Source organism: Leucogemmata humicola (assembly GCF_055379415.1).
The window spans coordinates 1,477,803-1,490,957 of the sequence record NZ_AP040875.1 but is presented as its reverse complement, the minus strand read 5'-3'; the positions used below and the strand labels follow the sequence as shown (position 1 = coordinate 1,490,957).

General features: G+C 62.3%; 11 protein-coding genes. 8 read left to right on the top strand and 3 right to left on the bottom strand.

Annotated features, from left to right (window positions below):
• The first annotated feature begins 152 nt into the window (after positions 1–152).
• Both AC6H4Z_RS06110 and AC6H4Z_RS06105 read left to right on the top strand, forming a co-directional pair.
• Complete coding sequence (locus tag AC6H4Z_RS06110; protein WP_497545854.1) at positions 153–1,532, top strand: hypothetical protein; 1,380 nt, start codon at positions 153–155, stop codon at positions 1,530–1,532.
• Positions 1,529–2,008, top strand: a complete 480-nt coding sequence (locus tag AC6H4Z_RS06105) for a hypothetical protein (protein WP_497545853.1) — start codon at positions 1,529–1,531, stop codon at positions 2,006–2,008. The genes AC6H4Z_RS06110 and AC6H4Z_RS06105 overlap by 4 nt, the downstream gene beginning before the upstream one ends.
• Here AC6H4Z_RS06105 and AC6H4Z_RS06100 read toward each other — a convergent pair.
• Positions 1,979–2,863 carry an AfsR/SARP family transcriptional regulator gene (locus AC6H4Z_RS06100; protein WP_497545852.1) on the bottom strand — a complete coding sequence of 295 codons (885 nt, stop codon included), beginning with the start codon at positions 2,861–2,863 and terminating at the stop codon, positions 1,979–1,981. The two genes, AC6H4Z_RS06105 and AC6H4Z_RS06100, sit on opposite strands and share 30 nt — an antisense overlap.
• Positions 2,864–3,019: 156 nt before the next feature.
• Between AC6H4Z_RS06100 and AC6H4Z_RS06095 the strand changes: the two genes are divergently transcribed.
• Positions 3,020–3,529 carry a hypothetical protein gene (locus AC6H4Z_RS06095; RefSeq protein WP_497545851.1) on the top strand — a complete coding sequence of 170 codons (510 nt, stop codon included), beginning with the start codon at positions 3,020–3,022 and terminating at the stop codon, positions 3,527–3,529.
• A 14-nt stretch (positions 3,530–3,543) separates the two neighbouring features.
• Here the strand turns inward: AC6H4Z_RS06095 and AC6H4Z_RS06090 are convergent, their stop codons facing one another.
• On the bottom strand, positions 3,544–4,320 hold the full coding sequence (locus AC6H4Z_RS06090) for a DUF481 domain-containing protein (RefSeq protein ID WP_497545850.1): 777 nt from the start codon (positions 4,318–4,320) through the stop codon (positions 3,544–3,546).
• A 54-nt stretch (positions 4,321–4,374) separates the two neighbouring features.
• Between AC6H4Z_RS06090 and AC6H4Z_RS06085 the strand changes: the two genes are divergently transcribed.
• From AC6H4Z_RS06085 to AC6H4Z_RS06065, 5 genes are all read left to right on the top strand, one after another.
• Complete coding sequence (locus tag AC6H4Z_RS06085; protein WP_497545849.1) at positions 4,375–5,910, top strand: hypothetical protein; 1,536 nt, start codon at positions 4,375–4,377, stop codon at positions 5,908–5,910.
• Between the two features lie 48 nt (positions 5,911–5,958).
• Positions 5,959–7,218, top strand: a complete 1,260-nt coding sequence (locus AC6H4Z_RS06080) for an aminotransferase class V-fold PLP-dependent enzyme (protein ID WP_497545848.1) — start codon at positions 5,959–5,961, stop codon at positions 7,216–7,218.
• Positions 7,215–8,669 carry a S10 family peptidase gene (locus AC6H4Z_RS06075; protein ID WP_497545846.1) on the top strand — a complete coding sequence of 485 codons (1,455 nt, stop codon included), beginning with the start codon at positions 7,215–7,217 and terminating at the stop codon, positions 8,667–8,669. The genes AC6H4Z_RS06080 and AC6H4Z_RS06075 overlap by 4 nt, the downstream gene beginning before the upstream one ends.
• A 182-nt stretch (positions 8,670–8,851) precedes the next feature.
• Complete coding sequence (locus AC6H4Z_RS06070) at positions 8,852–10,192, top strand: ankyrin repeat domain-containing protein (protein WP_497545845.1); 1,341 nt, start codon at positions 8,852–8,854, stop codon at positions 10,190–10,192.
• Between the two features lie 146 nt (positions 10,193–10,338).
• Positions 10,339–10,692: an Ig-like domain-containing protein gene (locus AC6H4Z_RS06065; protein ID WP_497545844.1), complete on the top strand. Its 354-nt coding sequence runs from the start codon at positions 10,339–10,341 to the stop codon at positions 10,690–10,692.
• A 210-nt stretch (positions 10,693–10,902) separates the two neighbouring features.
• On the opposite strand, the gene AC6H4Z_RS06060 is transcribed toward AC6H4Z_RS06065, so the two are convergent.
• A complete protein-coding gene (locus AC6H4Z_RS06060) occupies positions 10,903–13,125 on the bottom strand; it encodes an LVIVD repeat-containing protein (RefSeq protein ID WP_497545843.1) in 2,223 nt (740 codons plus the stop codon).
• Positions 13,126–13,155: the final 30 nt, after the last annotated feature.

The following is a 13,155-nucleotide window of genomic DNA, read 5'->3' as shown; positions in this document are numbered from 1 at the left end:
TCACCCTTCGGAGAAATTCGTCTTATCACTTGCCCACTATCGCCCGGTCGCGCACTCTCGGTACCGGTCCATCGGGCCAATTGCGAACTCGGACCCCCGTCGCCCTTTTTGGGGCGCTCCGCCCCGCCGCCCCACCCTCGTTGGAGACTCTAGTGGAAAGCGTATCGACGGTTACGCAGCGCGAAGCACCGCCCCTCACGCACTTCACCCCGCCCCCGGCCGCCGTTTCAGCCCCAATCCCGGTCTGGCCGCTCTGGCAACGGGTGCTGTTTCGCTTCTGCTTCATCTACTTCGTCCTTCAAGTCGCGCCCTGGAACTGGTTTCGGATCATCCCGGGCGTGTCGTTCATCTTCAGCTACTACAACCAGACCGTCGCATGGGCGGTGAACGCCGGCAACGCGCGCTACTTCCACGTGCGCGAGACGCTCGTTCCGATGAACGGAAGCGGCGACACGTCATACGCGTGGGCCCAGATCTGGTTGTACCTGAGCCTCGCGACGATCGGATGTGTCGTCTGGAGCGTGATCGACCGGAAGCGCACCAACTACGCGCGCATGGGCTTTTGGCTTCGCATGATCGTCCGCTACTACATCGCCGCCGCCGCGTTGAGCTACGGGATCATCAAGCTGTTCATGCTGCAGATGCCGTTTCCCCAACTCAGCCAACTCGCGACGCCGCTCGGCGACCTGCTCCCGATGCGTTTCTCGTGGCTGTTCATCGGCTACTCGGCGCCTTACCAGATTTTCTCCGGCGCCATGGAAACGGTGGCGGGGCTCCTGCTCTTGTACCGGCGCACGGTGACAGCAGGGCTGTTCGCTGCGACTGGCGCGTTCATGAACGTCGTGATGATCAATCTCGCGTACGACGTGCCGGTCAAGATCTACGCGTCGCACTTACTGCTGTCATGCCTCTTTCTACTCGCGCTCGACTCCAAACGGCTGCTCGGCTTCCTCGTCTTGAACCAGGGCGCCGCCGCAACGACGGCGTACGAACCGAACTTCACGACGACCTGGCAGCGCCGCGGAAGCATTTTGGTGAAAGCGCTGCTCGTCTATCAGTTCTTGCTCCTTCCGCTTCAGAGCGGCTGGACTCGATATCAAGACGGCAATCGCTCAGTGGACTCCGGCCCGTTCAAGGCTGGCATCTACGACGTCCGACGGTACGTCGTCAACCACGACACGATTCCCGTATCGAACACCGACTCGCTGCGCTGGAAGGACGTGATCTTCGACAATCGCGGCGCCGGCAGCGTGAACACCACCGACCCAGTCTTCTGGCAGCGGTATCACCGCGGCTACTTCCGCTACAAGCCTGACTCCGTCGCGCATACGGTCGCGGTATGGAAGACCTCCACGATTCCACGTGACAGCACGTTCCTGTTCACGATGCGATACGACCGTCCCGATACGAACACGATTCGCTTTCACACGGCAATTCGCGGCGACTCCATTCACGTCGAGCTGATTCGCATGCCACGCCACTTTCAGTTGACCGAGCGACAGTTTCACCTGCTATCGGAATACAACCGATGACGGTGGCGCGCACGGCACCGGAGTCGCAACGAGACGCTGAGGCACGGCTGAAGCGTTTCATCGACAAGTTTTCGCCGGCGCACCAGAAGCTCATACGCTCGGTACGCAAGAAGCTCCGTAGTCGGTTTCCGACTGCCACGGAGCTCGCGTATGACAACTATAACTTTTTCGTCATCGGCTTCGGACCCACCGAGCGACCATCCGAGGCCATCCTCTCCCTTGTCGCAGGCAGCAATGGAGTGAGCATCTGCTTCATGCACGGCGCCAAGCTTCCCGACCCCACGAAGATCTTGAGGGGAGCCGGCAATCAGACGCGAACGATTGCCGTCGACGGACCACAGACTGTCGATCGTCCAGATGTCGAGGCCCTCTTCGTCGCCGCAACCGCGCGCTCCAAGAGCGTGTTTCCCGATGCAGTCGCACGAAAGCTCATCATTCGTAGCGTGTCAGCGAAGCAAAGGCCGCGCAAGAAATGATCGCGTTCCTAAACGGCCACCAACTCTGCGGAAATACCATCGGCTAACGCGGCGACGGAGTCGTGGCGGATGCTGCGCGAAACCATGGTTGTCAGTCTGCTCGATCGTGCTGACGTACGAAGGTCGGCGACTCGACGGCTCGGCTGACGGTGGCGCTAGCTGCTCGGCGAGTTGTTCAACCGCCGGGTCGGGCTCGAGGCCGAGTGTATCTCGAAGCAACGCGGCGTGAACGCGTGCGTGACGTAGCGCGCCGGCGCGGTTACCAGACGCCGCGTGCGCGCGCATCAACTCCATGGCGATACGCGAGTCCTCTGGCAGGAGCGCCGCGAGACGTTGCCAGCAATCGAGCGCCTCGGCGACACGTCCGAGTGCTCGCGCTTCGATGGCGAGCTGCTCGATCGCCTTGGAGACGGCCCGAGTCAGACGCGAACGCTCGATCTCCATCCATTGATCGAACTCAGGTGCGTCGGGAAGATAGAAGCCGTCGAGAAATACGCCGGCGTAGTGCGTTGCGGCCGCGCGCCAATCGAGCGAGTTCATCGCCGATTCGAAATCGGCAACATCGCTACCGACGAAGTCGCGATTGAGATGCAGGTCGTCGCCAACGGCGACGATCGCATCGCCGCTCAACGCCTGATTGATGCGGTACACCGAATCCGACAATAGCCGGCGACCGCGCTCAGCGTCGGCATTCGGCCACAGCACCGTGATGAGTTGATCGCGACTGTGATGCGGGCGGCGACTGGTAGCCAGGAGAGCGAGCAGCGCGATGCGATGTCGCTGCGCCGCGCGACCGGTGATCGGCTGGTGCTCCGATTCGAGGACTGCTCCTCCGAACAATGTGAGACGATTCACGTGGCGTAACGATGGTGGCGATGACGATGGCGATAGAAAAACGAGAATGAGGCGATGAGTGAGGACAATCATGCGCACACTCGCTTGGTTCGCGTTCGCATCACACCAATTCGCGTCGTGAGCCGAGCACTTGGCAGTCAGACAACAATGAGGATCATGAGTATGACTATCGGTATGCGACGTGTCCTGTTTGCATCGACATTTTCGTTGGTCGTTGCAGCGGGTTGTGGCGGTGGCAGTGAAACGACCGAGCCCGCGCTGCCACCACAGGTGGAAGCGTTGCGCACTTCAATGGCCGCTTACTCGAGCTTGGCACTCGCCAAGACCGCCGGGTACAACACGGCGATCACCGACTGCATGTCGAACGGTGACGACGGTGCGATGGGCATTCACTTCGGCAACACGCAGCTATTCGACGCAAAGGTCGACGGACTGCAACCCGAGGTACTGATCTACGAGCCGGGAACGAATGGTGAGATGAGCCTCGTCGGCGTTGAATTCCTCGTGCCGTTTTCGGCGGTCCCAAAAACGTCCCCGGCCCCGGAACTGTTCGGACAGAAGTTCGCTGTGAACGACGTGTTTGGCGTGTGGGCGTTGCACGTCTGGACGCACCGGACGAATCCGAAGGGGCTATTCGCGACCTGGAATCCGCGCGTACACTGCTGAGCCCCGCCTCGCCTTTACCACGCGCCGCGAATCCCAAGCAACAATGATCCGTCATTGTTGCTTGCGGCGCCGCGGGAACGAGCCTCGGTGTCGAAGTTGTCGGTGAAGGTCAGCGTGAGCGCCACGGCTTTCGTGAAATTGAACGCGCCAACGGACGTCGACGTAATCGTGTATCGATCCATGGCGTTCACGACTGGCGCGTAGAACGTCACGTGCGACAGTGACAGCCGATCGTCGACCTTCTGCGTGACCTTCACGCGCCACGACAATCGCGCCAGGCTCGTGGAAGATGCGCTGTCGCCGAGCGGTGTCGTGTGTTCGCCAAGGACCGCAACACTCACGCTCGCGGCGCCCGTGTTCGTTTTCGCGAACAACCACTTCACGCCGGCGCCGCCGGCGCTGCGATTGTCGATCTTCTTTTCGAGGCTCGACTCCGTGCTCGCGAACACGAACGGGCTCACTCGGCTTTTTGGGGCGACGTCGACCGATGTCGTCACTTCCCAGCCCCGCGCGTTGACGAACTTCACCTTCTGCGCGTCCTCCGACTCGCCGTAGCGGAACTTGAGGCTCGCGTCGGCGGTGAAGTCCTCGCCGGTGTGCGAGACGCTTCCGGCGAGTCCCGTCAAGGTCTGAGATGTCGCCCCGAACAGGGTGCTGGCATTCGCTTCGGCTACTGCGTGCCAACCGGGCTTTTGTCCCCAAGCAACGTGGCTCACGGCACAGGCCATAGCCGCAGCCAGCGCAATACGTCGAGAAAAATGCAGCAAAATGACCTTGGATCGGTCGTTCACGATTCCGTCTTGGATGAGGTTGCTGCAGAATAATCGGGTCTACGACATTGCCGAATGCCGAATCGAGCTCTGACCGCGGCGACGCTGCTACTGCTCACTCCCCCCTTCGTTCGTCGAGGGGAGGTTGTGGCGACGTCGGCACCGCCGCTCCCGGAGCTCGTGATGTCGTGGCGTCCCGTTCGCGACGGCACATCAGAGGTCGCGGCGATCGAAGTACGTGAAACGCTCGCGTCGCCGGCAAATCGGAATGCGTTTTCGCTACGAGCACCAATTACGTACGCCGGCGTTCGCGGCATTGCCGATCGTGTCGAGCGACTCGTCGTGAAAGATTCAGTTGGCGACGTCGCGCTCAGCGTCGAGAACGAGCCCGCGCATCCCGGCGGCTTTCCCAACTACCGACACTGGAAGGCCGAGCGCCCGGTTCGCGGGACGATGACCATTGCCTATCGCTCGCTCGTTCAACCGCCGCCTGGCGGCGGACCTCCGTTCGGCATTCGAGCTGCGGCCGGCGGCGTGAGTGGCGCCGGCTCCGGGTTTCTCGTCCTCCCCGATAGCCCCGACTCTGTGCACACACGCGTGCACTGGGACCTGAGCGATCTGTCACCCGGTTCGATCGCAGCGACGACGTTCGGTGAAGGCGACTTCGATCTCAGCGGCGCGCCCGACGAGGTGATGCAAACATGGATCATGGCCGGCCCACTCGGCGCATTCCGTGGAACCGGCAGCGCCAAGGGATTCAGCGCAGTGTGGCTAGGAACGCCCGCGTTCGATGCACCGGCCGAGATGGAATGGGCGTCGCGCATGTACGCGTATCTCGGCAAGGCGTACCGGTATCTGAATCCGCCGCCGCCGTATCGTGTGTTCATTCGCGTACTTCCGAACTCGCGCGGGGCGACGGCGCTCGCCAACTCCTTCATGCTCGTTGCATCGCCGGCCGGAACGAACGCTGGCGCGGCAATGTCGCCCCGTGAGACGATGACGCACGAGATGGGACATATGTGGGTGGGCGACATTCAGGGCCCGCTCGGGGTGACGAGCTGGTTCACCGAGGGACTGAACACCTACTACACGCGATTGCTGCCAATGCGCGGCGGCTTTGATTCGGTGAGTTCGTACGGTCGGCAGGTGAACACCGACTTTCGTGAATACTATACCAACGTCGCGCGCAATTTGTCCGCCGACTCCATCGTGAAGATCGGCTTCAACGACGAGAACGTGCGGCATATTCCGTACGTGCGTGGCAGCTTGTACTTCGCCGATCTCGACTCCAAGATCCGCGCGGCGTCGCACGGGCGACGGAATCTCGACTCATTGATGTTTGACGTCTTCCGGAAGCGCGCACGTGGCGAGCGCTTCGATCATGACGCATGGATCGCCGCCGTAACGCGGGAAATCGGGTCGACGGCGCGCCGCGACTTCGACAGCGTGATCCTTCGCGGCGCGACCATCGTGCCTGCGTCTGATGCGTTCGGGCCGTGTTTCGTGCGTCGCGTCACAGAATTGACGCCACGGACGGGCGGTCCGTCGGTCGACGGATTTGAGTGGGTCCGCGTAGACTCTATTCCCGATGCGCGCTGCCGAGTATGGTGAATGGCAGCGGCGCTAAAGTGTGCGCCGCTCTTTGACTGGAGGATCATGATGATCAATCGACGAGACCTGATCACGGGTGTCGGCAGCGCGGCGGCCATGGCGGCGCTGAACAAGCTCGGCGCGCAGGTGCCGCGAGCGCTCCGCACCGATGCGTCGCCGCTAGTCCTACCGTCTGCGCCCGAGTTTCCGCGCAAAGCCGACTTCAGCATCGCCGATGGTTACACGTACATCAACGGCGCATACACGCATCCAATGCCGCGCGTGGCGGCCGACGCTGCGCGACGTGCCGCTGATGCGCGTGCCACACTCTCGCCGATTGCGAGCACAGCGCAACCCGATCCGAAGGTGCTGTTTGCAAAGCTGATCAACGCCAACCCGTCGGAGATCAGCTATGTCCCGAACACGAGCACGGGCGAGAACCTCGTGTTGAATGGACTTGGCGTCACACGCTTCGATGGCAACGTCGTGACCGACGCGCTTCACTTCGACGGCGCGCTCGTGCATCTGCTCGAATTGCAGAAGCAGGGTCTCGATCTGCGCATTGCCAAGCAACGCGACTACCGCATCGACATTCGCGACGTGGAGAAGCTCGTCGACAAGAAGACGAAGTTGATCGAGGTATCGCTCGTTGCGATGTACAACGGCTTTCAGCACGATCTCAAGGCTGTGTGCGATCTCGCGCATGCGCACGGTGCACTCGTCTACGCCGACATCATTCAAGGCGCGGGTGCCGTTCCGATCGATGTGCGCGCGACGGGGCTCGACTTTGCCGCCTGCTCGAGCTTCAAATGGCTGATGGGCGATTTCGGGCTCGGCTTTTTATACGCGCGAGAAGGCGCGCTCGAACAGGTAAAGCGCTCACAGTGGGGCTATCACTCCACGTCGGACATGAACGAGCACGTTCCGCCGTTCGATCCGGAGGCCGACACGCATCCTGTGTCATGGACGCTCAGCAACGACGCCACGGGAATGTTCGAGGTTGGCAGCATCGGTGGCAGTGTGAAGGCAGCCGTCGGCGCGTCGCTCGGTTACATCCAGAGCCTCGGCGTCGAGAACATCCAGGCACACCGTCAGCCGTTGCTCAAGAAGCTACGCGACGAGATGCCGCGACTCGGCTTCACGCCAGTCACGCCGCCCGAGAGCACGTCGCCGATCATTACCTTCGCAATGAAGGATGGCGCGGCTGTACAGAAGAAGCTCGACGCCGCGAAGGTCAACGCGCGTGTGGCGTCGCGTTGGATTCGGCTGTCGCCATCGGTGTACAACGACATTCACGACGTCGATCGCCTGCTCGAGGCGCTCGCGTGATCCGTGCGTCCCGGATGATGATCGGCGCCGCGATGGCGCTGTCGATGCCTGCGTACTCGCAGGCTCAGGCACCGAAGCCACGTGCACCACTGGTCGCCGTCACGCATCACTCGGGGCGTTTCAACAATCAGGACGTCGCGTACACCGCGACGGTCGCCGAGCATTTTCTCAAGGACTCGACGGGTAAGCCGCTCGCGTCACTCGTGACGACGACGTACACACGCGACAACGTCGCGAATCGTGCGGCACGCCCCGTGATGTTCCTGTTCAACGGCGGCCCTGGCGCGTCGTCGACGCCGTTGCATCTCAGTGCGTTCGGGCCGGTGCGTCGCGTTGGCGCCGCCGGTGCGCAGTCGATGGTGAACAACCCGGATAGTCCGCTCGACGTGGTCGACCTCGTATTCATCGATCCGGTTGGCACGGGATTCAGTCGCCCGTTACCCGGAGTGGATGGTCATCGTTTCTGGTCGCGAACCAGCGATGCCGCGTCGGTGCGATCGGTGATCGAAGAATGGATTGCGCAGAATGGCCGTTCGTCGTCGCCCAAGTATCTGTGCGGCGAGAGCTACGGCACCACGCGCGCGACGCTCATTCTCAAGAATCCCGGTTCACTGCACTTCTACGGAGTGCTGCTCTTCGCGATCGTCGGTGATCTGTCTGGTGAGGAGATGCCATACGTCGCCAGCCTCCCGGCATTCGCTACGACCGCGTGGTTCTTCGAGCGAATTCCGCGCAACGGACGGACGGTGCAACAGGTCTACGACCAAGCCGTGGAATTCGCGCGCACCGAGTATGTCTCGGCCCTCATTCGTGGAGGGAGTCTTCCCGCGGCCGAGCATGCGCGCATCGCGCAGAAGATGTCGTCGTTGATCGGACTGTCGCCGCAGCTGATCGAAGCGAATGACCTTCGCGTGTCGAAGGACACGTTCATGTTGAACCTCTTGAAGGATCGCGCGCTGCGCACGGGACAGCTCGACAGTCGGGCGACGGTGCGGCTCGATGCGCCAAAGCGACGGCCGCCCTATGACGATCCTGGCATGAACTACGATCCGGAAGCTCCGCCGGGAACGGGACCGGCGCTGCCACAGACATCGGTTGCTGGCTCGCCCGTCGATCTGTACTTCAAGCACGACCTCGGGTTCGCGACGACCGAGGTGTACAACGCACTCAACCTCGACGTGAACTCAGCGTGGAATCACGAGGGTAGAACCGACGTGAACCCATCGCTCGGCGATGCGATGCGACGCGATCCGAAACTTCGTCTCTTCTGGACAGGCGGCTATTTCGACATCACGACGCCGTTGTACGCGGCACGATACGCGCTCGATCAAGCCGGCGTCGTCAACAGTCGAGTGACGGGAGCGGCGTTCCCCGCCGGACACTCCGTGTTCATGGAGGCAGCAAACCGCTCGGCGCTATCGGCAGCGGTGCGGACGTTCGTAACGCGATGAACGAGTAGCGGAGCACGCTTGCCTCGAGCGGACGGTCAGCGTAAGCTGCGTCAAGCGCTCAGGGCGCATCCAGTCCGCGGAAAGGGCCGTGCCCACCTGGAAGGACAGCACCATATAACGACGATTCTTCTTTCAGCCTGACGAGTGCGGACTCCAGGCATTTCCTGCGAAAGGAGTCTCGTATGCTGCGTGTCCGCACCACCGATGCACTGCCGCTCGCCCCTCGTCCGAACATCGATCAGTATCGGACGCTCGCGAAGGATCTCGTCAAGGCTCGCCATACCGGCGACCAGGACGCAACGCGCGAATGGGCTGAAGCATGGATGAGCCGAATGGCTCGTCTTCACGGAACGCCGGTCACTGCCGATCAACTCGACCGGCGCGCCTACAACATCCTTCGCGATGTCTCCGCAGCAAAGCTGACCGAAGCGACGACGCTGTCCGATGCACAGCTATTCCTCGCGCGCCTTCACGGCTTCGATAGCTGGCCTAAGTTCGTCGCGCACGTCGACGCGCGACAGGAGGACAGCTCGCCCGTGTCACAATTCGAGATTGCCGCCGACGCGATTGCAAGTGGCGACGCCACGACTCTCACCGAGCTCCTTCGCGACAATCCGTCGCTGATTCACGCAAGGTCAGCGCGCGAGCATCACGCGACACTGTTGCACTATATCGCCGCCAACGGCCATGAGGGCTTCCGACAGAGAACCCCGAAGAATGCGGTAGAGATCGCGCGTGTGCTGCTCGAAGCAGGCGCGGAGGTCGATGCGCTCGCCGACATGTACGGTCATCGCGTGACGACGATGCAGATGCTCGTCTCGAGTGCCCACCCGCATAAAGCGGGTGTACAGGTCGGACTCGTCGACATTTTGCTCGACTTCGGCGCGAATCCGAATGGGGTCGCGGACGACGGCTCGCCGATGATGACGGCCTTTCGCTTTCACTATCCGAAAGCAGCGGAAGCGTTGGCGCGACGCGGCGCGCGAGTCGACAATGTCATTGCCGCGTCCGCTTTAGGTCGTGCGGATCTCGTCGATCGCATGGTGGACGACGAAGGGCGCGTGCGTGCTCCTGTTGCGCCGCCAAGTGGCCCATGGCCGAAGCTGTCCAACGATCCTGCCCAACACCTCGGCTACGCACTGACGTGGGCCACGACGTTTGGTCGCGATGATGTCGTCGAGCTGTTGCTGAAGAAGGGCGTGGATGCTTCAGGACGCGACGACGACGCGAGCGCGCTGCACTTCGCCGCCGCGCTTGGGCGAATGCATCTCGTACGACTCTTATTGAAATGCGGCGCCTCGCTCGAGACGCTGAACAGTTATGGCGGCACAGTGCTCGATGGCACGGTGTGGTTCGCGCTGAACGACCCGGTGGACGGCGTCGACTACGCGGCAATCGCGCGTGAGTTGCTCGACCTCGGAGCGCGGACCGACGTGTACCCGGAGATGCAGTCGCATGTCGATCTCGTCCTCGCGGGCCAGAGAGGAGGCGGCTATCCTGTCGAGGATGACCCATCGCGCTGAAGAAAGTACTTCTATAGGTTCCAACATATGAGAAGTATTTCTGTGTTTGCCGTAGTCGTTGCGGCGGCGACAGTCGCATGCTGATGATCAAAGAGGCGACGGTCGTTCACGCAACACCGTGATACAACCTTCAACTCAAGTGGCCTATGAAATTGTGCTTTGTCATTCTCGCAGCAACAGTCGTCGCGTGTAGTTCGAACGAGTCCGCTGGCGTGGCCCCCGTCGGTCCGTCGGCAGACTGCATCACAGTGGGACCCGCGGTGTCGCCCGCATCGGCCACGTTGCATCCGGGAGATTCACTTCGCGCGACGGTCGGTCTTCCGGCGTGTTCGGCTAGTCCGACTGACCGCTACCGGTGGAGCTCGAGCGACACGATCGTCGCCACCGTTGACACGAGTGGACTGATTCGCGCGCGCAAACAAGGGACCGCGACTATCATCGCCTTATTGGTCGCCGATCCCAATGTGAAGGGAGCAATGGCCGTAACGGTCCAGCCATAGTCCGTTTACCACGAAGGTCACGAAGGGCACGAAGAAACTCTTCGTGTTCTTCGTGATCTTCGTGGTAAACACAACGCACAAAAACCGATATCGACGAGCAGCATCTTCGCCAAAATCATCGTGGGACGATCACTCGCGAGCTTCATCTACGAAAAACGGCGCCAGTCTCTCGACTGGCGCCGTTTCATTTGTTGCTACCCTGCGACTGCGTTACCGGCTGACGTTCGCCAGATCCTTGAGCGACGTCTGCAGCCACTGCACACGCTGCGGATCGGACGATCCGTTCGTGTAGCCGCCAACCTGACCCGCGAGCGCATTCAACGCATCGCGACGCGCCGAACCACTCATCGCTTCAGCAGCCGTCAGCGCCGTGCGGACCGTCGCAACCTTGTCGGGCGACAGACCCTTCCAACGCTCGAGCTGGTCGGTGTACGAACGCGACAGCGCGAACGTCGCCGGCCAGACGAACTTCGGCTGATCCTGGACGTTGAGGAAATCCATATGGATCGACTTCGCCGCATCGATCTCGTTCTGCGAGATCGCGCCGCTCGGCGTCAGCTCGAAGATGTCGAGACCGCGCTGCATTTCCGAACCGATGATCTGGCCGTTGTACCAGTAGATCGACCAGAAACCGCCGCCCATCGCACGCGTGCCGTCGTTCGGGCCACGGTCGAAGTACCCGATCTCGTGCGGGTGTGCCGGATCGGTCCACTCGAAGATCGACGCGCCACCCTGATACCACGCCTGCACCATGATCGTGCGGCCCGGAATCGGGATCAGCGAACCGTTGTGAGCAACGCAGTTCTCGAGCGCCGTCTGCGGCGCCGGGAGCTTGTAGTAGCTCTGGAAGATCATCTTGCCGTTCACAATCTTGAAGATCGCGTCGGCGCCCCAGTTCTTCGGGTCATCCTTACGGCAGTACGCCGCACCACCACCGCCCCACTCGTCGCTGAACAGCACCATCGACCCGTCATTGCTGAACGTGGCCGAGTGCCAGAACGAGAAGTTGGAGTCGGCGACCTGCGTGAGACGCTTCGGGTTCGGCGTATCGCGAATGTCGAGCAACAGGCCCATGCCGGCGCACGCGCCGCCGGCGAGACCAACCGCCGGATACACCGTGATGTCGTGGCACTGCGTCAGCGCGCGCGGCGCGAACGGCGAGGCGACGCCATACTGCTTGGCGAGACCGTCGACCTTCGAGCGATACGTCGCCGAGTCAGCCTTCGACGTCGACGTCAACGGGCCGAGTGCCGTGACCGCGTTCTGGAAGTTCACGCGCGCCGAATCTTCCTTCGTCACCGGCGCAGCGTTGCCACCGCGTCCGCCACCGCGACCGCCACGACCACCGTTCGCCACGGCGGCTGCGCCGCAGCTCGGTGCGCCCGCACCACGGCCGCCACGGCCGCCGCCGGCAATACCGTACTGCTTCTCGAGCGCGTCGATCGACGCCGCGCACTTGGCAGAGTCGGCCGCCGTCACCGGCGTGGGGAGCGCGGCGCGCGCTGCGTCAAACTTTGCACGCGCGGCATTCGCTTCGGCATCAGCCGGCGACGCACCGTGACCCTGCGGCGACAACAGTCCGTTCAGGTTGCCCGACGTCGGATCGGCGAAGATCGCCGGCGAGCTCACGACGGCAGCCTGCTCCGGATGCGCGAGCGGGATCTTGATGACTTCGATGCGGAAGTTCGAGTTATTCGGGTCCCAGGGGTTGTCGTTGCAACGCGCCAACTCCTCGGACGGACGAATGCCCGACGTGCCTGAGATGTAGACGTAGACGTTGTCCTTGTCCTTCGGATCGTCGACGACCGTGTGCGTGTGCGAACCACGGCAGGTCTGAACGTTCGCGAGGTACTTCGGATTGTCGATGTCCGTGATGTCGAAGATGCGCAGACCGCGGATGCGGTCTTTGCTCACCGGCGCCGTAGGCGCCTGCGCGCCGCAGTCGAGACGCGACGTGGGCGCTTCGGCCGACACGAAGAGCAAGTTCTTATAGACCGACACGTCGCTCTGCGACGCCGGGCACAGCTTGCCAACGCGAAGGCGGGGTGCCGTGGGATTCGAGATATCCCAAATCTGGAAGCCGTTGTAGTTGCCCTGGATGACGTTCGTGCCGCTGAAGCCGAGGTCGGAGTTCGTGATCCCGGCAAAACCGGCGGGCGACTGCACGTGCGACACCATCCGCATATTCCAGATCGCCGAACCGGCGTCCTGAAGTCCCGCCTTGAGGCCGACGCGTGCGTCGGGCTGCGGCGCGGTGATGAGCGGGGCGGACATGTCGGGCGAACCCTGCTGCTGCGGGCTGGCGGACGTCGAGCCCATGGACGACGAACCTGCGCACGCCGCGCCAATGACCGACGTGAGGACCAAACCGGCCGCGACGAGCGACGTCGTCAACGACGTGCGATCACGGTGATGCTTCGAAACCGGTACCATAGGTAATTCCGGTGAGAGAGTGTGTGGCGT